We start from the raw sequence: 21117 nt of genomic DNA on the forward strand, positions 1-21117 counted from the left end.
TATGTTAAAATAGATAGAAGGATACTTTAGCTAGAAAGGAGTTTTGATGATAAGCAACGAACAATATGATTATCTAAGGGCACATCCAACTTTTGAACGTTTGACACGTGATAGCTTTGATCAATTAGCTAAGCATATTCGTTTTCGAAAGATTCCTAAGGGACAAATCTTTTTTTACGCAGAGGATCCTAGAGATTATCTATTTGTATTGTATAAGGGCTATGCTCGGATTGAGCAATATGATGAGACGGATAGTTTTACGTATTTGGACTATATTCGGCAGGGCGGTGCCTTTCCTTTTGGAGATATGTTTCAGGACAAACCTTATCATTATACTGCCATTGCCATAACGGACCTAGAGTATTTTATTGTGCCGATGGTCTTGTTTGAAACCTTGTCGAAGATAAATCCTAGTCAAATGGCTTATATCTGTCAAAAATTATCCAAAGTGCTTCGTTTTCAAGAGTTGCGCTTGCGAAATGCGATGCGTTCCAAGGCATCAGATCGAGTCGTTCAAGCCTTGGCTCTTCTTTATTGGGATATGTGCCAGCGCGATCAGTTTGCTACCTTGCCATTTGAAATTCATATTCAGGAGATTTCGCGTTTAGCAGCTACGACACGGGAAACAGTTAGCCATGTTTTGAAGCAACTGAAACAGGATGGTAAAATTGCTTATAGCCATAAACAGTTAACTTATTTAGATATTGATTATTTCTTAGAAAATTTGACAGAAACTCATTGAAGTTTCTGTTTTTTTATAAAAAAATAAAAATTCATATAATGATATAACGGAAAGAATTATGCAGAATATAGGCGATATAATCGATAATTATTTATAAATAAGGTTAAAAATGTGAAGAATTTCTCAAAATAAATGTGAGCGTTTTCAAGTTTTTGTTTTTTTACTCTGTTAAACTATGGATGTAAAGAGGAAATGAGAGGCAGGAAAGCGTACGGTCCTCCTCGTTTCCCATCATGTATAAATCTACAAGGAGGACAGATTATGTCAAACCATCCAATTCATGTTTTTTCAGAAATTGGTAAGCTGAAAAAAGTTATGTTACACAGACCAGGTAAGGAAATTGAAAACCTCATGCCTGACTACCTAGAACGCCTACTTTTCGATGATATTCCATTCTTAGAAGATGCACAGAAAGAGCATGATGCTTTTGCTCAAGCTCTTCGTGATGAGGGGGTAGAAGTGCTCTACTTGGAAAAATTAGCTGCTGAGTCACTTGTTACACCTGAAATTCGTGAACAATTTATTGATGAATATCTCGAAGAAGCTAACATTCGTGGTCGGGCGACTAAGAAGGCAATTCGCAAGTTGTTGTTGTCTATTGAAGATAATCAAGAACTGGTTGAGAAAACGATGGCCGGTGTTCAAAAGGCAGAATTGCCAGAAATCCCTGCTGAAGAAAAAGGTTTGACAGATTTGGTTGAATCCTCTTACCCATTTGCAATAGACCCAATGCCAAACCTTTACTTCACACGGGATCCATTTGCTACGATTGGTAATGCTGTTTCTCTTAACCACATGTATTCAGAAACACGGAACCGTGAAACCTTGTATGGTAAATATATCTTCACTCATCACCCAGAATATGGTGGAAAAGTTCCATTGGTTTACAATCGTGAAGAAACTACTCGTATCGAGGGTGGGGACGAATTGGTTCTTTCAAAAGATGTTTTGGCAGTAGGTATTTCACAACGTACCGATGCTGCATCAATTGAAAAACTATTGGTAAATATCTTTGAACAGCATGTTGGCTTCAAGAAAGTATTAGCATTCGAATTTGCTAACAACCGTAAATTCATGCATTTGGATACGGTATTTACCATGGTTGACTATGATAAGTTTACTATCCACCCAGAAATTGAAGGTGACCTTCGCGTCTTCTCTGTAACCTATGAAAATGATATGCTTCATATTGAAGAAGAACATGGTGACTTGGCAGAACTTTTGGCTGCGAACCTTGGTCTTGAAAAAGTAGAATTGATCCGTTGTGGTGGCGGTGATATGGTTGCTGCTGGTCGTGAGCAATGGAATGATGGTTCAAATACATTGACCATTGCACCAGGTGTGGTAGTTGTTTACAAACGCAATACGATTACCAATGCAATCCTCGAGTCCAAAGGGCTTCGTTTGATTAAGATTGGCGGAAGCGAATTGGTTCGCGGTCGTGGTGGACCTCGTTGTATGTCAATGCCGTTTGAACGGGAAGACATCTAATGCCAAGTATAGAACGAACAACAATCGGTTCGGAAGAATGGCAACGCGCAGCCTCTATCTATGTCCGCTATAAGGTATTTGTCCTTGAGCGTGGCATTGCAAAGGAAGATGAATTTGACCAGAATGATACTGAAGGAAGAGTTTACGCCAATCTCTTTATTGGTGAGGAGCCTGTTTCAACGGGACGTTTTCTTCCTGTCGTTCCTGGTCAAGCTCGTCTAACCCGAATAGCCACTCTACCGAATTTTCGTGGAAAAGGCTATGGAAAAATGATTATCAGCTCTTTGGAAGCTTATGCACGTGAAACAGGCTTTCATCAGTTGGATATACATTCGGAGTTAACTGCAAAGACTTTTTATGAGTCAGTCGGCTACCAAGCAACTTCTGAAGTTTATCAAGAAGATGGAGAATGGTGCCAGACATTGACAAAATTTATTTAAACATTAGGAGAAGAGACAATGACAAACGTATTTAAAGGCAGACATTTCCTTGCAGAGAAAGATTTCACACGCGCAGAATTGGAATGGTTGATTGATTTCTCAGCTCATTTGAAAGATTTGAAAAAACGCAATATTCCACACCGTTATTTGGAAGGTAAAAATATTGCTCTCTTGTTTGAAAAAACATCAACACGTACTCGTGCTGCCTTCACAGTAGCATCTATTGACCTTGGTGCCCATCCAGAATATCTTGGTGCAAATGACATCCAACTTGGTAAGAAAGAATCTACAGAAGATACTGCTAAAGTTTTGGGACGCATGTTCGACGGTATTGAATTCCGTGGTTTCAGTCAAAAAATGGTGGAAGAATTGGCAGAATTCTCTGGTGTGCCAGTATGGAATGGTTTGACAGATGCATGGCACCCAACTCAAATGTTAGCTGACTACTTGACTGTCAAAGAAAACTTTGGCAAGTTGGAAGGATTGACTTTGGTTTACTGTGGTGATGGCCGTAACAACGTTGCTAACTCACTTTTGGTAACGGGTGCTATCCTTGGTGTCAATGTCCATATCTTCTCTCCAAAAGAACTCTTCCCAGAAGAAGAAGTAGTTGCCTTGGCTGAAGGTTTTGCGAAAGAAAGTGGAGCACGTGTTCTCATTACAGACAATGCTGACGAAGCAGTCAAAGGCGCAGATGTTCTCTATACAGACGTTTGGGTATCAATGGGTGAAGAAGATAAATTCGCAGAACGCGTTGCCCTCTTGAAACCATACCAAGTGAATATGGAATTGGTGAAAAAAGCAGAAAATGAAAATCTCATCTTCTTGCACTGCTTGCCTGCCTTCCATGATACAAACACTGTTTATGGTAAAGATGTCGCTGAAAAATTCGGCGTAGAAGAAATGGAAGTAACAGACGAAGTATTCCGTAGCAAGTATGCTCGTCACTTCGACCAAGCTGAAAACCGTATGCACACAATTAAAGCGGTTATGGCAGCTACTTTGGGGGATCCATTTGTTCCACGTGTGTAATACTCTTCGAAAATCAAACTCATACGTTGTTGCCTCGATTTGATGAACTTCAGTTCTATCTTCATCTTCGTCGCCTAGTCTGATTTTGATTTTCATTGAGTATATTCTCTAGTCATCGCAACCTCCGGGGGCTGGCACCCAGCCCCCTTATTTTGAGGATAGATGTGTAAGCGATTACTATTTCGCGAAAGTGAGGAAAAAGCAAGAGATATGGCAAATCGTAAAATTGTAGTAGCCTTGGGTGGCAATGCCATTTTATCGTCCGACCCATCGGCTAAAGCACAAAAAGAGGCCTTGGTACAAACAGCCAAGCACCTTGTAAAATTGATAAAAAATGGGGATGACCTTATTATCACGCATGGTAATGGTCCTCAGGTTGGAAACTTACTTCTTCAAAACCTTGCTGCTGATTCGGAAAAGAACCCAGCTTTTCCACTAGACAGTTTGGTAGCCATGACAGAAGGTTCGATTGGTTTCTGGTTGCAAAATGCCTTGGAAAATGAATTGATCAAGGAAGGCATTGAAAAAGATGTAGCATCTGTTGTGACTCAGGTTATCGTGGATAAGAATGATCCAGCCTTCGAAAATTTGACCAAGCCGATTGGGCCATTCTATACAGAAGAAGAAGCGAAAGCAGAAGCAGAAAAGACTGGTGCAACCTTCAAAGAAGATGCCGGTCGTGGTTGGCGCAAAGTCGTTGCTTCGCCAAAACCTGTAGGAATCAAAGAAATTGGTACCATTCGTACCCTTCTCAATGCAGGTGAAGTTGTCGTAGCTGCTGGTGGTGGAGGTATTCCAGTTGTCCAAGAAGCAGATGGTACTCTTACCGGTGTGGAGGCAGTTATTGATAAGGACTTTGCTTCTCAATGTTTGGCAGAATTGGTTGATGCAGACTTGTTTATCGTCTTGACAGGCGTAGACTATGTCTTTGTCAACTACAATAAACCAGACCAAGAAAAATTAGAAACTGTTACCGTAGCTGAATTGGAAGAATATATCAAACAAAATCAATTCGCACCAGGTTCCATGCTACCGAAAGTTGAAGCAGCTATTGCTTTTGTAAACAATAAGCCGCAATCAAAAGCAGTCATTACCTCATTAGAAAACTTAGGCGCTTTGATTGAATCCGAGAGTGGCACTATCATTGTCAAAGGTTAAGCAGCTGTATGTATCGTTGAGGCTTCTATTTATTGATGTACTCTGCATGAAAATATAGTTTTTAAACTAGACGGGTTATTTATTGATGGAGTTAGGGGAGTGAAAGTGTTGATAGTCCTACAAGGGTTCCCTTTAATCGAAATATGAAGGTCTGGGCTTCTAAGCTCCCTCCCCTCTCATCCATTTCCTATCAAGTATCTATCTATAAGCAATGATTTCAGATAATAGACTGAAGGAGATAGACATCTCTTGAAGATAGGTGGATATTTGATACGGTTATTACGGATACAATTTCCCTTAAATAGGGGATAAACTTTTAAAATATTATAGGAGGTTTTTGCGATGAGCGAAAAAGTGAAAAAAGGCTTTAAATTGCCTTCGTCTTATACAATATTGATGCTCATTATTGCCTTTATGGCAGTGATGACATGGATTATTCCAGCTGGTCAGTATCAGGTTGATGAAGCCGGACATTTGGTGGCTGGTACCTATGAGAAGGTTGCTCAAAATCCACAAGGGATTTACGATGTTTTTATGGCTCCAGTTCGTGCCATGCTTGGTCATGGTGCGACTGAAGCAGCGATTAACGTAGCATTCTTCATCATCATGGTTGGCGCCTTTCTTGGTGTAGTTAACGAAACAGGTGCACTTGATGTAGGGATTGCTTCTATTGTAAAACGCTTCAAAGGTCGTGAAAAAATGTTGATTTACATTCTCATGCCTTTGTTTGCCTTGGGCGGCTCAACCTATGGTATGGGTGAAGAAACAATGGCTTTCTTCCCACTCCTTGTTCCTGTTATGATGGCGGTTGGTTTTGACAGTATTACTGGTGTAGCCATCATCTTGCTGGGTTCTCAAATCGGCTGTTTGGCTTCTACTGTAAACCCATTTGCAACGGTTGTAGCCTCTGATGCAGCAGGTGTAAGTGTTGCGGACGGTATGATTTGGCGCTTTGTCTTCTTCGTTGTTATTCTCTTGATGGGGGTTCTCTTTGTAGCCAACTATGCTGAGAAAGTGAAAAACGATCCGACTAAGTCCTTGGTTTACAAACAGCGTGAAGCAGATATGCAACACTTTAATGTAACAGCAACTCAAGAAGTGAATGCAGAATTATCACCAGCTCAAAAACGTGTTCTCTGGGTATTTGTACTAACATTTGTTCTCATGATTTGTAGCTTTATTCCATGGGAAGATTTGGGTGTGACTATCTTTACACAATTTAAAGATTGGTTGATTGGTCTTCCATTCATCGGTCAAGTGATTGGTTCTTCAACAGCTGCTCTTGGTACTTGGTACTTCCCAGAAGGAGCAATGCTCTTTGGTATCGCAGGGATTGTAGTTGGTTTAGTTTATGGTATGAGTGAAGAACGTTTGGTAAAATCCTTCATGTTCGGTGCGGCTGATATTTTCAGCGTAGCTTTGATTTGTGCTATCGCGCGTGGTATTCAAGTCATCATGAACGATGGTATGATTACTGCCACTATTCTCCACATGGGCGAAGAAGGATTGCAAGGTTTGTCTTCACAAGTATTCATCATTTTGACCTATCTCTTCTACCTACCAATGTCCTTCTTGATTCCATCTTCATCAGGTCTTGCAGGAGCTTCTATGGGTATCATGGCACCTCTTGGTGAGTTTGTAAATGTACCAGCGAGCTTGGTTATCACAGCTTTCCAAGCTGCATCAGGTCTCTTGAACTTGGTAGCTCCAACATCAGGTATTGTAATGGGAGCCTTGGCACTTGGTCGTGTTGAAATTGGTACTTGGTATAAATTTGTAGGTAAGTTAATCGTAGGCATCATGATTGCCTCCATAGCTATTTTGGTCATTGCGACATTCTTCTAATCGAAATTCTGGGTCAGATTTTATCATGAATACAGATAAAATTTGGCTCAGTTTTTCCTTTTATGATAGAATAGTGCTAGAAAATATATCATATCTTATTATGTTGAAAGGGGACACAATGAGAACAAGTTTTATTCAGTCATCGCATCAGGAGGCATGTATTCAAGCCATCCAAGAACTGGTTGCTTTTCCTTCTGTTTTGCAAGAACGTCAGGCAGATACGCCATTTGGTCAATCGATTCAGGATGTTCTGGAGCACACGTTGGCTTTGACAGAAAAAATGGGTTTTAAAACTTATTTAGACCCTGCTGGTTATTACGGCTATGCTGAAATTGGGCAAGGCGAAGAATTATTAGCAATCCTTTGCCACTTAGATGTGGTACCTGCTGGTGATCTTAGTCAATGGCAGACGCCGCCTTTTGAGGCTGTGGTAGAGGGAGATTATATTATTGGACGCGGGGTTCAGGATGATAAAGGTCCTTCGATGGCGGCCTTATTTGCAGTAAAAGCACTTCTTGATGCGGGAGTCCAATTTAACAAACGGATTCGTTTCATTTTTGGAACAGATGAAGAGACCTTATGGCGGTGTATGAACCGCTACAATCAGTTGGAAGAAGTGGCAACTATGGGCTTTGCACCAGATTCTTCCTTCCCTTTGACGTATGCTGAAAAAGGATTACTACAGGCCAAATTGCATGGTCCAGGTCACCCTTGTCTGAGTATCGAAGCGGGAACTGCCTATAACGTAGTACCTGCTAAGGCAAGCTATTCTGGTCATTTATTAGCCGGAGTTATTGCGGAGTTAGATCAATTAGGCTTTGATTATGAAACCAAAGATGATCAAGTAACGGTTCTTGGTATTTCGCGGCACGCCAAGGATGCTGCTGAGGGGGTCAATGCCATCGTTCGTTTGGCAAAGGCCTTGGAACATTTCGAAAGCCATCCAGCCTTGGACTTTATCGTCAATGCAGTTGGTGAAGATGCCACAGGATTTAAGCTTTTTGGTGATGTGACCGATGAACCATCAGGGACACTCAGTTTCAATATTGCAGGTCTAACCATTAGCGCAAAAAAATCAGAAATTCGCTTGGACATTCGTATTCCTGTCACTGCGGATAAAGAAGCCCTAGTTTCTACTTTACAAGCCAAAGCGCAATCATGTGGCTTGACCTATGAAGAGTACGACTACCTTGCTTCCTTGTATGTGCCATTAGACAGTCAGCTGGTATCTACGCTCATGTCTGTTTATCAAGATAAGACAGGAGATTTAACAAGCGAGCCAATCTCGTCAGGCGGGGCTACCTTTGCTCGTACTATGCCAAACTGTGTGGCCTTTGGTGCATGTTTCCCAGATACAGAACAAACAGAGCATCAGGAAAATGAACGCATGCCATTAGAAGACTTATATAAAACAATGGATATTTATGCTGAGGCAGTCTATCGCCTAGCTGCGGAATAGCCATTATCAGTATTGAATAGTAAATTACAGTTTAAAAGCTCTTAGTGAAATATCTAAGGGCTTTTCTTATGAAGAATAACATTGAAAGATGAGATAGAAATGTGTCACTATTCACAAGTAGTGGACAAAAATATATGAAAGTGTGACTTATTATATGCTGTTTTAGAAATAGACCCCATCTGCATATAGAATAAGTCAAGTTAGACTATTCTACAATAAAACGCTTACATGTTATATTTGTGACAGAAATGCGATCGCACATCAACCAGTAAACTGAATTTTGAGTCTTATACGAGACTAAATAGGTTTACAAACTGCTTTATTTTGGCTATAGGTAGGATAAACTTGCAGACTTTATAGGAGGAAATAATGAAAAAAGAAACAGGTAAGTTTACGAAAAAAGTCATCCTTGGTCAGCTTCTCATCTGTACCAGTTTTTTGGTATGGGCAGGACAGACCGTTGCAGCAGAGGAGGTATCTCAGGGAGAACCAGTAGCAATTAACAATGAGACTCCACCTGCTATTGAAGCAAAACCACTTGTGGAAGCTACTCCATCAACTGAAACAGAACCTTCAACTCCAGAAGAAAAACAGGAGGAATCACAAGTAGCTGATAAAAATGTGGTAGAAGGGAAAAAGCCCGTAACTAACAGCCAGCATCAGATGGTTTCTGAATTATCAACGGTCCCTTCTGTTTCTATAAAAAATCCAGATGCAGCTACAGATGGGAGTGCTTACGGTAGTAGCGATGATGCCAATAGCAATACCAAAATCATTGCTGGTAAAGAAACTGGCGAATCAGATAACGGTTACTCCAAGTGGGATCATGTTTACGTTCAGTATGATTTTGAAAAGGAAGTTCCCGTCCATACTGTAAAAATTCATCGTAATACTTATGATAATGCAGTGTCTACTTTTAAAGATGTTAAAGTGGAATTGTCTACAAGTGCAGATTTTTCTCCTGAAACCACAGAAGTCATTTTCAAACAGGCAGATGTAGAAGAAACAGTTGCAAATAAAGGACAGCCTCAAGTCATCCAATTGCCAACACCAATCAATGCTCGTTATATTCGTATTTGGGGACGGGGGCATTATATCCAAAATACAAACAGTTCCTGGAAGGGATATAGTAATGGCGTTCTCTTTAACGAGATAGAAGTCTTGGCGCAGGTTGAAGCAGATGCTGGTACGAATGAAGAACCACAAACCGAGCTAGTCAACCTCGCTAAATTGAAAAAACCATATTTCTATGGTAAGGCTCCAACTAATCCAGAAGCCATTAACGATGGCAAGTTCGACGAGAATTATACTACTCAAGAATCAATAGGGAACCAGGCCTATCTTCAATATGAATTTAGAAATGTCTATACTATTGAGGAAATCAAGGTTCAGTTAGCTCCTGGAGAGTATCGTAATTTCCGGATAGATTTGGATGATGATTATAATGATGGTAATAATTATAATACAATCTATAAGAATGAAAATTTCACCATTGACAAGGAACAGATCATAACGATTAAAACTCCGAAGAACTCTAAAGCGCGTTATGTTCGCTTTAGAGGTACTCGCGTAGATGATACTCCTCTTCGCTATTCAGAAATTCAGATTATGGGACGAGGAAAATCTTATGACGAATCTGCTCCAGAATACGTTCCACCAAAATCTGAATACGATACATTAGTCTGGTCTGATGAATTTAATGGCGACAAGATTGATGAAAGTAAATGGCAAATTATTGATGGCATGTGGAATCATGCGGCTATATACAATCGTAAAGCAGTTTCTATCAAAAAAGATGGCGACAAGAGCTATTTGTCTATTCGTAGCACGAACCATAAGGATAAAAAAGCTTTGGTTGAAGCAGTTGGGCACGATCGGTATGATGATAAAGAATTACCAGATAAAGTAACATGGTCTTCTGGTCGCCTAGAATCTAAAGATAAGTATTCTTTCCAATTTGGTCGAATGGCTGTTCGAGCTAAGGTAAATGACTCTAAGGGAATCTGGCCTGCTATTTGGATGTTGGCACAGGATGAGACCGGGCATGACGAAATTGACGTTTTGGAATACCTTGGTCAAAATCCATGGGATGCATGGACAACTAACCATTTTGGTATTTTGGCAAAAAATAAAAAATCTGATGGCTCAGCTTATAAGAATTACGAAGCTTGGAGTCAGGAATTCCATGTCTACGAAGTCGAATGGACTCCAGATGTCATCAAATGGTATATTGATGGAAAATTTGTTTTTCAAACAGACCGTGGTAAGGATCGGGATGGTATGCACACCCGCCCTATGTTCCCAATACTGGAAACCCAAGTTGGTGATGGCTGGGTTGGTGATGTTGATTACAAACGCAACATGACTAAACAGGATAGTGAGTACTTGGTTGATTGGGTTCGAATTTATCAAAAAGCAGATCAAAGTAAGGTACGTTTTGATAATCTAGATGATGCCAAGCCTAATGATTATGTCATTAAGCCGCAGCAAAAACTTGGTCACCTCGTAACAGTCTCTAACGGGAAAGCAGCTCATGAAAACAAAAATAATTTCTACTATGGAGGTCAACCACGTTACGAAACAAGCAGGCTCTATGCTGATGGTGATGGCGAAAATGCACTAATTTACAAGATTGCTAATCCAGAGGCTTTGCACTTAACGACTTATTACAAAACACTTGAAGACTATTCTGTCTATAATAAAGAAGCAGGGGCTAATGAAGGAAAATCTGTTCGCAAACATTTGATAAATGCAAAAGACGGTGAAATTGACTTCACTGTGTATTCATCTGTTGATGGCAAAAGCTGGAATAAAGAGAATGTTACTGTAGTGGATAATTTTGTAGAAGCAACCCCAGCTTATGCACGCACTACATTTGATATTCGCAACATTCGAAAAGGTACTAAATTTGTGAAGATCGTCTTTCCAACGGTCAAAGGTATTTCCTATAAGTTGGAAGATGGAACAGAGAAAAGCTTGCAAGCCAGTGATGTTCAGTTAGCAAAAGTAACTTTTGTAGCTGCTCATCCTGAAGCAGAACCAGAAAAACCTATTGTTAATCAAGAAAAACTAGCTTTGTCCAAAGTCTTTTCACTCGATGCCGGTCGCAAGTATTTCTCTGTAAATCAGATAAAGGAGATTATTGATTTAATTTCTTCTTATGGTTACACGGATATGAACCTCTTATTGGGAAATGATGGTCTGAGATTTTTATTAGATGATATGAATTTGACCGTTGGAGATAAGGTGTATGACAGTGAAGCAGTTAGAAAAGCAATAATAAATGGTAATAAGCATTATTATGACGATCCAAACGGTACAACCTTAAGTCAGAGTGAGATGGATGATATCCTTGCTTATGCTAAGGAAAAAAATATTTCCATTATTCCAACTATCAATAGCCCAGGGCATATGGATGCGATTGTAGAAGCAATGGAAGAATTGGGGATAAAATCGCCAAAATTTAGTTATAATGGCAAAACATCTGCACGTACAGTTGATTTAAAAAATGACCAAGCAGTTGCTTTTACTAAAGCCTTAATTGATAAATATGCTAGTTACTTTGCAGGCAAATCTAAAATTTTCAATATTGGCTTAGATGAGTATGCTAACGATGCTACAAATGCTTCTGGATGGCACATTCTTCAGACACAAGGTGATTATGGTAAGTTTATTCAATATGCCAATGATTTAGCAGCTATCGTCAAGAAGCATGGTTTAGAGCCAATGGCTTTCAATGACGGTATCTATTATGACCACGATACTAGTTCAGGTACTTTTGATAAAGACATTATTGCTTCTTTCTGGACAGGAGGTTGGGGAGGATATGATGTTGCTTCCTCAAAATTCCTTCATGAAAAAGGGCATAAAATTCTTAATACAAATGATGCTTGGTACTATGTTATTGGACGTGAAGCAGAAGGTTTGGGATGGTATAACCTTGATCAAGGCCTTCGAGGAACTAAATCTACAAGGTTTGATCAAGTACCGAAATCTGAGAATACTAAGGTACCTATTATCGGTAGTATGGTTGCGGTATGGGCAGATGACCCAAGCAAGCCTTACAGCTATGACTCAATTAAAAAACTTTTGCACAGCTTTACGGAAAACAATTCTGATTATTTTTTGGCAGAGTACCGAGATTTGCGAGAAGAAGTTGGGAAGATTCCTACTGATTTAGATTCCTATACACCAGATAGCGTAGCAAACTTAAAAGAGGTTTTGGACAAGATTGACTGGAAACTCAGTAAAAATAACCAGGCATTTGTAGATGGTTATTTAGCAGAGGTAAAAGCTGCGCGTGAAGCGTTAGTTCCTCTGCCACCACTAGTGACAGCAAAAGGAGATAGCGTCAAAGCGGAGCCCTTACCAGTAGGGCAGCTACCTTTGATTACCGCTAAGGGAAAAAGTGTCCAAGCAGAACCACGTGCCACCTTTAAGGGATACCTGACACCAAACTATGGTCCCTCTGTCACGCCTTTATCCCTTGTATCAAAACCAAGCAGTGAGCAGTCAAATTCCAAGCAAGCAGCTTCTCAGAAGAAAGAATTGCCAAATACAGGCGCAGTAGATGGTCTTGGATTCACTCTTCTTGGACTTATCGGCCTAGCAACTGCTAGTCGTCGGAGGAAAGAGGAGTAATATAGCCATCTGAGTGAATGTTCAGGGCTTTCTAATTGTAATGATATAGTCATTTAGTTTTTCTTTCACTCGCGTTGCCGTACCCAAGTATAGCATGTAGCTCATTGCCTTGTACAAAAAGTAAACTAGAAGGCTATGAATAACAGGATAATTTTTTAGCAACTACTAAAAATCCCCCGTAATAAATCTTATTACGGGAGATTTTCGTTTATGAGTATAAAGGGGAGTTATTGATAATTATTTGAAAAATTATCTTTAAAATTAAGTATGTTGTTTGTGAACATAAATTTTTATAATTTACTAAAGAAAAATGGTGGAGTAAACTGTTTCAAGTGCTCGAAGCAAGCTTGTGCCCCCTCGACATCTTCACAAATGATGAGACAGACATCGTCACCGCAGACGGTTGCTACAATTTGAGGAATCTCCATGGCATCCAAAATAGAACCGAAAGAGTTGGCCAATCCAGGTAGTGTCTTGAGAACCACTTGATGCTGGATAGGTTTTAGCATGACCAGAGCATCTTCCATATAGAGTCGCAGTCGTTTTTCCCAGCGAGTAGGAGCAATGGGGTTGATGACATAGTGAGAAGAATCATCTTCGTTGACTTTGACAAGATTGAGCATCTTGATGTCACGGGAGAGGGTAGATTGGGTGACGGAGACTCCGTTGACCTCTAGTAATTCTTGCAATTCCTGCTGGGTATGTATTTTCTTCTCCATGATTAGAGACAGGATCAGCTGATGGCGACTTTCAATCTTGTTCATAAGGCCCTCCAATAAAATCAGAATTCAGAATAATTTGGTGACAACAGCCTATTGAATGAACATTGCATCCCCAAAACTAAAGAAGCGGTAGCGTTCTTCAACAGCATGTTTATAAGCTTCTAGGGTAAATTCTCTACCTGCAAAGGCAGAAACTAGCATAACCAAAGTAGATTTTGGTAGGTGGAAATTGGTTGAGAAGGCATCAACGATTCGGAAGGTGTAGCCAGGTTTGATGAAGATATTTGTCCAACCAGAATCAGCTTCCAAACGGCCATCAAATTTATTACCGATGGTTTCGAGGGTGCGGATGGATGTTGTGCCGACTGCGACGATACGACCACCGCTATCTTTGACCTGATTGAGTGTTTGAGCAGCTTCTGCTGATAGGTTATAGAATTCCGAGTGCATTTCATGCTCATCAACGTTTTCAACAGAGACTGGTCGGAAGGTCCCAAGCCCAACGTGAAGAGTCAAATAGACTAGTTTCACTCCTTTAGCTTCGATTTTTTCGAGTAACTCTTGGGTGAAATGTAGTCCAGCAGTTGGGGCTGCGGCAGAACCGTTTTCCTTGGCATAAACTGTTTGATAGCGTTCACGGTCTTCTAATTTTTCATGAATGTAAGGTGGAAGTGGCATTTCGCCTAGGCTTTCCAAGACTTCAAGGAAGATACCTTCATAGGAGAATTCAACAATTCTTCCACCGTGTTCTAATTCTTCTACGATAGTAGCAGTTAATCGTCCGTCACCAAAGGCAACTGTGGTACCGACTTTCAGGCGTTTTGCTGGTTTGGCAAGCACTTCCCACTGATCACCTTGGGTATTTTTCAAAAGCAAAAGCTCAACATGTCCCATAGTTTCAGGCTTGTAGCCATAGAGACGGGCAGGCAGAACACGTGTATTGTTCATGACCAGAGCATCACCGGGATTCAGCTGGTCGATGATATGGTCAAAGTGACTGTCAACCATGCTCCGTTTTTCGCGGTCGAGGATCAATAGTTTAGAGCTGTCGCGCTTTTCAAGGGGAACTTGAGCGATAAGCTCTTCGGGTAAATCAAAATCAAAATCTGCAGTATTCATATTCACTCCTTAGACTTAAAATAAAATATAGGTAAAATAAATCAATAGGGCAAATGGCAAAGCCACCAATAGACTACCAATCAGGTAGAAAATAAACTTTAGGACCTTTGATTTAGAAATAAAATAGCCAGTAAGGCAGAACAGAATACCAATAAAAAATAAGTAAAAAAGCACATCTGTCATAAATGTATTATATCATAGTTAGACACTTTAGTCTTGATGGATGGGAAGAGATTTAAAATTATTTGTGTTGATTTAATACTCTATAGGTATAAATTCTTGACAAAAATTGGTCTATACCATATAATAAAGAAAAAACTAGAAATGGTATAGACCAAAGAGGTGTGTTATGAAAATTCATGTAGTAAACAATCAAGTTGAAGGAGCAACTGTAGCATTAGACATTTTGAGAGAAAAAATGAACGGAGGTGCCAAGGTATTAGGTTTGGCAACAGGCTCCAGTCCGTTAGAATTTTACAGATTGATTCGTGAGTCGGATTTAGACTTTTCGGATGTGACATCTGTAAACTTGGATGAGTATGTTGGTTTAGGTGAGGAGAGCGACCAATCCTATATTCATTTTATGAAGGAAAATCTTTTCAATGCCAAACCGTTTAAACAATCTTATTTACCGAATGGTTTGGCGACAGATGTAGTTGCTGAAACAGAACGTTACAATAAAATTTTAGCTGAACATCCAGTTGATTTCCAAATTTTGGGTATCGGTCGCAACGGGCATATCGGTTTTAACGAACCAGGTGCTCCATTTGATGGTCAGACCCATCTGGTTGAATTGGCGCCATCAACCATTGAAGCCAATGCACGCTTCTTTGACAATACCGAAGATGTACCCAAGCAGGCTATTTCCATGGGCATCGCCAACATTATGGTAGCCAAGACCATTGTCCTCATGGCTTATGGTCAGGAAAAAGCTGACGCCATTAAGGCGACTGTGGAAGGTCCTGTGACAGAAGATGTCCCAGCAAGCGTCCTCCAAAACCATGACGATGTCGTTCTTATCCTCGACCAAGCCGCAGCAAGTAAATTAGTGTAGTATGTTGTAAACGATTATTCTTAGACATAAAGTTGGTTGCAACAGTACAATAAGTATAATTTCTGAATGAATCTAGGTTCTTTTTCCATTATGAATTTGACAAAAATTGTGAAAAAATATACAATAAAACTTGAGGGATGAGTCAAATAAAAACAAAAGTATTTGAATAGTAATGAATCCCTATTATAAAAAATTAAGTTTTTCACTATTATGGTAGAAGAATTTAAGAATAGTTGTAAAAGGATGTGATTTTTATAGTGTAAGTTTATATATTTTGTGTAAGAGAAAACATTTTAGAAAGGAAGATAGGGAATTATAAATTGAAGAAATTGTGGGCCTATCTATTGACACCACTCTTGGTATTATTGGGTTCGAGTGTATTCGCTAATAGTGTGAAAGCACTTGCAAATGGGGTGAGTGGATTGTATAAAAATAATAGAAGGTATTTTAAAATTACTGAGTCATAAAATATGGAGGAGCCAAAAATGGCTAGAATAAGAAAATTATTTGCGATTCTGCTGGTATTTTTAGGTGGAATTTTTTCTACCCAAATAGTCTCAGCAGATACGGTTAATATTACTGTGAGTAATACGAAATTAACCCCAGAAAAAAGTGGATACAAACAATCCGTAGAGTTTTCATTTGATTTTGCTGTACCTGAGTCAGCAAAAGATGGTGATACGACTGTCATCTCCCTGCCAAATGAATTAACCTTCCAAAGGAATGAATCTTTTGATGTGTATGCTCCTGATGGTCAAAAGGTTGCGAAAGCTGTTGCTGATACAAGAACTAAAAAACTAACCATCACTTATACAGATTATGTTGATAAAAAGAATGATGTAACCGGACACATGGCGTTTAATGTGGTGGTGGATAGTAATGTAGTTAAAAAAGCACAGGAAGTTTCCGCAACCATCATGATTAATGGTAGCTCGCCATCTATTACGATTGGTGGTGGTAAAATCAATTATCTCGGTCCTACTGGCGAGCCAGATACTCTTAATTTTTGGAAATATGGAACGACTTCTGGCACCAATACAATCCAATACTATGTCCACTTCAATACCGCTAAGGAAAGTGTATCGAATGTTGTTATTGCTGATACCATCAAGTCCCCAGGTTTACAGTATGTAGAAGGCAGTTTTAAAATCTCTGAAGGGGATTACGCTAAAAATGACATCAATTACTGGGAACTAAGAAACAGTACTGATGTTACGAATAAATATAATGTTGAACTTTCTAATGATAAAACCTCCTTCAAGATTAAATTTGGAAACATTTCTAGAGGATATACAATCGCTTATAAAGTAAAAGCCAACTATAATCTCGTTAACGGAGAAGTAGTTGAAAATAACATAACCTACTCTTCAGGAACTACTAAAAAAAGCGACTATACCAGCAAATTCGCCTACCAAGGTGCTTCTGGTACCGCTAGCGGATATAACTATAGTCTAGGTATTAAAAAGGTTAACGAAGAAGGTGTCGCTCTTGCAGGAGCTGAATTTACCGTTATTCGTAAGGCGACTGGACAAGTAGTTGGAACCCTGAAAACGGATGTTAATGGTAAAGCAACTATTACCGGGCTTTTGAGAGATGAGTACATCCTACGCGAAGTAACTCCTCCAGATGGCTATGTTGCAGGAGAAGATGTAGTAGTTAATCCTGCAGACTTTGATTCTATAAGCAAGATTGCTAGTAAAACAATCGTCAATAAGAAAAAGCAACCAGCTAAAGTTGTTTTGAAAGCAACTAAAATCTTAGAAGGTCGAGCATTGGTAGATCAAGAGTTTGAATTTGTCTTGACTGATCAATACGGTAGAGAAATTGAGACTGCTAAGAACGATCAATATGGTGACATCAAGTTCAAGGAATTGACATTTGATGAGGAAGGAACTTATGATTACACTATCAAGGAGAAGAAGGCTAATACATCAGATGAAAATGGGATTACTTACGATGAACAACCTGTTGAAGTGGCTGTCGTAGTATCAAAGGATCCAACTGGAAAATTGACGGCTACAGTTTCTTATGCAAATGATGATAATACATTTAAAAATATTTATACGCCAACTCCAGTTGATGTAGAGCTTGAAGTGACTAAGAAGTTGACAGGTCGCAAGCTCCTCGAAGGTGAGTTTGAATTTGTTTTGACAGAAAATCGTTTCCCAGATCCTACTCCTTCGAGAATGCCTGCAAGAAATACGGTTGTCCCTACGGAAAATATTGTACGTCAAAAAGTGACTAATACTGCGGATGGGAAAGTGAAATTTGCACCCATAACCTATGATAGTCGAGGAGCTTATCAATACACAATCGAAGAAACCAATGCAGGTAAAACAATTGATGGCGTAACGTATGATAGCCTTAAAGTTGAAGTGACCGTAGTTGTGACCGACAATGGTAAAGGTAGACTCGTTGCTGAGGTTTTCTATTCGAAAAATACTGAGTTCAATAACATCTACAAAACAAGCAAAGCCAAGGCAGAACTGGCTGTTAAGAAAACACTAACCGGTCGTGAGTTGAAGGAAGACGAATTTGAGTTTGTATTGAAAAATAAAGCAAACGAAGAAGTCGCTACTGCTAAAAATGATAAAGATGGTAATGTAAAATTCAAAGAATTGACCTTTGATAAGGCAGGTACATACACTTATACCATCTCTGAAAAGAATGGTGGTACAACCGATAAAGGTGTCACTTATGACGGTAAGACCATTACTGCAACCGTAACTGTAACAGATAATGGTTCAGGTGAGTTGAGTGCCGCTGTTTCATACAGTGATGAAACCCCATTTAACAATACGTATGCCGTATCAGCTACTCGTGCGGAACTGGCTGTTAAGAAAACACTCACTGGTCGTGAGTTGAAGGAAGACGAATTTGAGTTTGTATTGAAAAATGAAGCAAACGAAGAAGTCGCTACTGCTAAAAATGATAAAGATGGTAATGTAAAATTCAAAGAATTAACCTTTGATAAGGCGGGTACATACACTTATACCATCTCTGAAAAGAATGGTGGTACAACCGATAAAGGTGTCACTTATGACGGTAAGACCATTACTGCAACCGTAACTGTAACAGATAATGGTTCAGGTGAGTTGAGTGCCGCTGTTTCATACAGTGATGAAACCCCATTTAACAATACGTATGCCGTATCAGCTACTCGTGCAGAACTGGCTGTTAAGAAAACACTCACTGGTCGTGAGTTGAAGGAAGACGAATTTGAGTTTGTATTGAAAAATAAAGCAAACGAAGAAGTCGCTACTGCTAAAAATGATAAAGATGGTAATGTAAAATTCAAAGAATTAACCTTTGATAAGGCAGGTACCTATACTTATACTATCTCTGAAAAGAATGGTGGTACAACCGATAAAGGTGTCACTTATGACGGTAAGACAATTACTGCAACCGTAACTGTAACAGATAATGGTTCAGGTGAGTTGAGTGCCGCTGTTTCATACAGTGATGAAACCCCATTTAACAATACGTATGCCGTATCAGCTACTCGTGCAGAACTGGCTGTTAAGAAAACACTCACTGGTCGTGAGTTGAAGGAAGACGAATTTGAGTTTGTATTGAAAAATGAAGCAAACGAAGAAGTCGCTACTGCTAAAAACGGTAAAGATGGTAATGTAAAATTCAAAGAATTAACCTTTGATAAGGCAGGGACTTACACTTATACAGTCACTGAGGTTGTGGGTGGAGATACGGCAATCATCTATGATAGTCTTGAAATTAAGATAACTGTAATTGTTACTGATGATGGTGAGGGTAAACTAGTTGCTAAGATTGAGTATCCTGAGGATATTGAGTTCAATAATGGATACGTTGAGCCAACAACTACAACGACTACCGAGGAGCCAACAACTACAACGACTACCGAGGAGCCAACAACTACAACGACTACCGAGGAGCCAACAACCACAACGACTACCGAGGAGCCAACAACCACAACGACTACTGAGGAGCCAACAACCACAACGACTACTGAGGAGCCAACAACCACAACGACTACTGAGGAGCCAACAACCACAACGACTACCGAGGAGCCAACAACTACAACGACTACCGAGGAGCCAACAACCACAACGACTACTGAGGAGCCAACAACCACAACGACTACCGAGGAGCCAACAACTACAACGACTACCGAGGAGCCAACAACTACAACAACTAGTGAAAAAACTAGAAAAACGGCTCTTCCATCTACAGGTGACAAAGGTAATATTTTGGTTGCTATAGCTGGTTTTGTTGCTCTTATTGCAATAGTTGTAATGGTATATTGCCGTAAATCTAAGAATGCTTAATCATGAATAAATGACTAAGCTAATGAATGATATAAGAGAGAACATTGCTTCTCTCTTTTTTAAAAGGGGCAGATACAGATTCCAGTATTGTAGAGAGTTTATTATCTGCTCCTTTTAAGAAATATCAAAAATGAGGTAGCTTATTAATGAAATTAACTTTATTAATTACTTTTTTCAATGAAGAAAAAATATTAACTAAAACACATGAAGAAATGTCTAAGCAGCTGGATAGTATGTTAGGAAAAGAGTTGGCAGATTATGAGTTGCTTTATATTGATGATGGCTCTAATGATATGACACTTGAATTGATTGAAACAATTGCTGCCCAAAATACTAAGGTTCGTTACATTAGTTTAAGTAGAAATTTTGGCCGTGAGGGAGGTATTTTAGCGGGGTTTAAATATGCAACAGGGGATGCAGTTATGGTAATGGATGGAGATCTCCAACATCCTCCTTACCTTATCCCTCAGTTTGTTGAGGCATATAATAATGGGTACGATATTGTGAGCGGTCAGCGAGATCGAGTTGGTGAATCAAAATTTGTAAGTTTTTTTGCAAAAATGTTTTACGAAATATCAAAGCATTCCATGGAAGTAGAATTGACGGATGGAAAATCAGAATTACGTTTGTTAAGTAAGCGTGCTGTTGAAACTTTTGTAGCATTACCTGAGTATAACCGATTTAATAAAGGACTATACGAATGGATAGGTTTTAAAGAAAAAGTAATTACATATAGTAACCAAGTTAGGGTGGCCGGAACCAGTAAGTTTGGCTTTAAAAAATCCTTTAATTATGCAGTTCAAGGCATGATTTCGTTTAATGATAAGCCGCTGAGGATTTGCATACAGTTAGGTTTACTCAGTTTAGGACTTGCTTTACTTTATCTTATAATGGAATTTATTCGGTATTTTACACATCCGGAACATATAGTTAGTGGGTATTTTACAACCATTGCAGCTATTATTCTTTTTGGAGGTGTTCAGCTAGTTTCTATTGGTATTTTGGGAGAATACATTGGTAAAATATATTACGAAGTCAAAAAGCGTCCACACTTTATAGTTGAAAAAACAAATATTGAACAAGCAGAGAAAGATAGGGTAGGATAAAAAA

At 39.4% G+C, this 21117-nt stretch carries 13 protein-coding genes; 11 read left to right on the forward strand and 2 right to left on the reverse strand.

Annotated elements, in window-relative coordinates:
• The first annotated feature begins 46 nt into the window (after positions 1–46).
• From ODU45_RS05320 to ODU45_RS05355, 8 genes are all read left to right on the forward strand, one after another.
• A complete protein-coding gene (locus ODU45_RS05320; RefSeq protein WP_014638193.1) occupies positions 47–742 on the forward strand; it encodes a Crp/Fnr family transcriptional regulator in 696 nt (231 codons plus the stop codon).
• A 261-nt stretch (positions 743–1003) separates the two neighbouring features.
• Entirely contained in the window at positions 1004–2233 is a 1230-nt protein-coding gene (arcA, locus tag ODU45_RS05325) for an arginine deiminase (RefSeq protein ID WP_398580907.1), read from the forward strand.
• The gene (locus ODU45_RS05330) at positions 2233–2673 is read left to right on the forward strand and encodes a GNAT family N-acetyltransferase (RefSeq protein ID WP_398580908.1); all 441 of its coding nucleotides are present in this window, start codon (positions 2233–2235) and stop codon (positions 2671–2673) included. The genes arcA and ODU45_RS05330 overlap by 1 nt, the downstream gene beginning before the upstream one ends.
• An 18-nt stretch (positions 2674–2691) precedes the next feature.
• On the forward strand, positions 2692–3705 hold the full coding sequence (gene argF, locus ODU45_RS05335) for an ornithine carbamoyltransferase (RefSeq protein ID WP_011922164.1): 1014 nt from the start codon (positions 2692–2694) through the stop codon (positions 3703–3705).
• Between the two features lie 210 nt (positions 3706–3915).
• Positions 3916–4863: a carbamate kinase gene (gene arcC, locus ODU45_RS05340; protein WP_398580909.1), complete on the forward strand. Its 948-nt coding sequence runs from the start codon at positions 3916–3918 to the stop codon at positions 4861–4863.
• Between the two features lie 342 nt (positions 4864–5205).
• Positions 5206–6708: a YfcC family protein gene (locus tag ODU45_RS05345; protein ID WP_024413009.1), complete on the forward strand. Its 1503-nt coding sequence runs from the start codon at positions 5206–5208 to the stop codon at positions 6706–6708.
• 118 nt (positions 6709–6826) lie between these two features.
• The gene (locus tag ODU45_RS05350; protein ID WP_398580910.1) at positions 6827–8167 is read left to right on the forward strand and encodes a dipeptidase; all 1341 of its coding nucleotides are present in this window, start codon (positions 6827–6829) and stop codon (positions 8165–8167) included.
• Between the two features lie 369 nt (positions 8168–8536).
• A complete protein-coding gene (locus ODU45_RS05355; protein ID WP_398580911.1) occupies positions 8537–12808 on the forward strand; it encodes a family 16 glycosylhydrolase in 4272 nt (1423 codons plus the stop codon).
• A 290-nt stretch (positions 12809–13098) separates the two neighbouring features.
• Here ODU45_RS05355 and ODU45_RS05360 read toward each other — a convergent pair whose 3' ends face one another.
• Both ODU45_RS05360 and queA read right to left on the reverse strand, forming a co-directional pair.
• Entirely contained in the window at positions 13099–13572 is a 474-nt protein-coding gene (locus tag ODU45_RS05360) for an arginine repressor (RefSeq protein ID WP_002941715.1), read from the reverse strand.
• Between the two features lie 48 nt (positions 13573–13620).
• Positions 13621–14649, reverse strand: a complete 1029-nt coding sequence (gene queA / locus ODU45_RS05365) for a tRNA preQ1(34) S-adenosylmethionine ribosyltransferase-isomerase QueA (RefSeq protein ID WP_398580912.1) — start codon at positions 14647–14649, stop codon at positions 13621–13623.
• Between the two features lie 349 nt (positions 14650–14998).
• Here queA and ODU45_RS05370 point away from each other — a divergent pair, with 349 nt between their 5' ends.
• The 3 genes from ODU45_RS05370 (at position 14999) to pgfS (ending at position 21113) form a co-directional block, all read left to right on the forward strand.
• Positions 14999–15703 (forward strand): glucosamine-6-phosphate deaminase, encoded by a 705-nt coding sequence (locus tag ODU45_RS05370; RefSeq protein ID WP_398580913.1) that lies wholly within the window; start codon positions 14999–15001, stop codon positions 15701–15703.
• 485 nt (positions 15704–16188) lie between these two features.
• The gene (locus tag ODU45_RS05375) at positions 16189–20007 is read left to right on the forward strand and encodes a Spy0128 family protein (RefSeq protein WP_398580914.1); all 3819 of its coding nucleotides are present in this window, start codon (positions 16189–16191) and stop codon (positions 20005–20007) included.
• Positions 20008–20153: 146 nt separating this feature from the next.
• Positions 20154–21113 (forward strand): glycosyltransferase PgfS, encoded by a 960-nt coding sequence (pgfS, locus tag ODU45_RS05380; RefSeq protein WP_398580915.1) that lies wholly within the window; start codon positions 20154–20156, stop codon positions 21111–21113.
• Positions 21114–21117 lie beyond the last annotated feature (4 nt).

The sequence above is a fragment of the Streptococcus sp. 2022WUSS135 genome, from assembly GCF_044427045.1.
Taxonomy (GTDB): Bacteria; Bacillota; Bacilli; order Lactobacillales; family Streptococcaceae; genus Streptococcus; species Streptococcus hashimotonensis.

Coding starts and splice junctions, on each gene's coding strand:
- ODU45_RS05320 (WP_014638193.1), top strand. CDS start 47: ATGATAAGCAACGAACAATATGATTATCTAAGGGCACATCCAACTTTT.
- arcA (WP_398580907.1), top strand. CDS start 1,004: ATGTCAAACCATCCAATTCATGTTTTTTCAGAAATTGGTAAGCTGAAA.
- ODU45_RS05330 (WP_398580908.1), top strand. CDS start 2,233: ATGCCAAGTATAGAACGAACAACAATCGGTTCGGAAGAATGGCAACGC.
- argF (WP_011922164.1), top strand. CDS start 2,692: ATGACAAACGTATTTAAAGGCAGACATTTCCTTGCAGAGAAAGATTTC.
- arcC (WP_398580909.1), top strand. CDS start 3,916: ATGGCAAATCGTAAAATTGTAGTAGCCTTGGGTGGCAATGCCATTTTA.
- ODU45_RS05345 (WP_024413009.1), top strand. CDS start 5,206: ATGAGCGAAAAAGTGAAAAAAGGCTTTAAATTGCCTTCGTCTTATACA.
- ODU45_RS05350 (WP_398580910.1), top strand. CDS start 6,827: ATGAGAACAAGTTTTATTCAGTCATCGCATCAGGAGGCATGTATTCAA.
- ODU45_RS05355 (WP_398580911.1), top strand. CDS start 8,537: ATGAAAAAAGAAACAGGTAAGTTTACGAAAAAAGTCATCCTTGGTCAG.
- ODU45_RS05360 (WP_002941715.1), bottom strand. CDS start 13,572: ATGAACAAGATTGAAAGTCGCCATCAGCTGATCCTGTCTCTAATCATG.
- queA (WP_398580912.1), bottom strand. CDS start 14,649: ATGAATACTGCAGATTTTGATTTTGATTTACCCGAAGAGCTTATCGCT.
- ODU45_RS05370 (WP_398580913.1), top strand. CDS start 14,999: ATGAAAATTCATGTAGTAAACAATCAAGTTGAAGGAGCAACTGTAGCA.
- ODU45_RS05375 (WP_398580914.1), top strand. CDS start 16,189: ATGGCTAGAATAAGAAAATTATTTGCGATTCTGCTGGTATTTTTAGGT.
- pgfS (WP_398580915.1), top strand. CDS start 20,154: ATGAAATTAACTTTATTAATTACTTTTTTCAATGAAGAAAAAATATTA.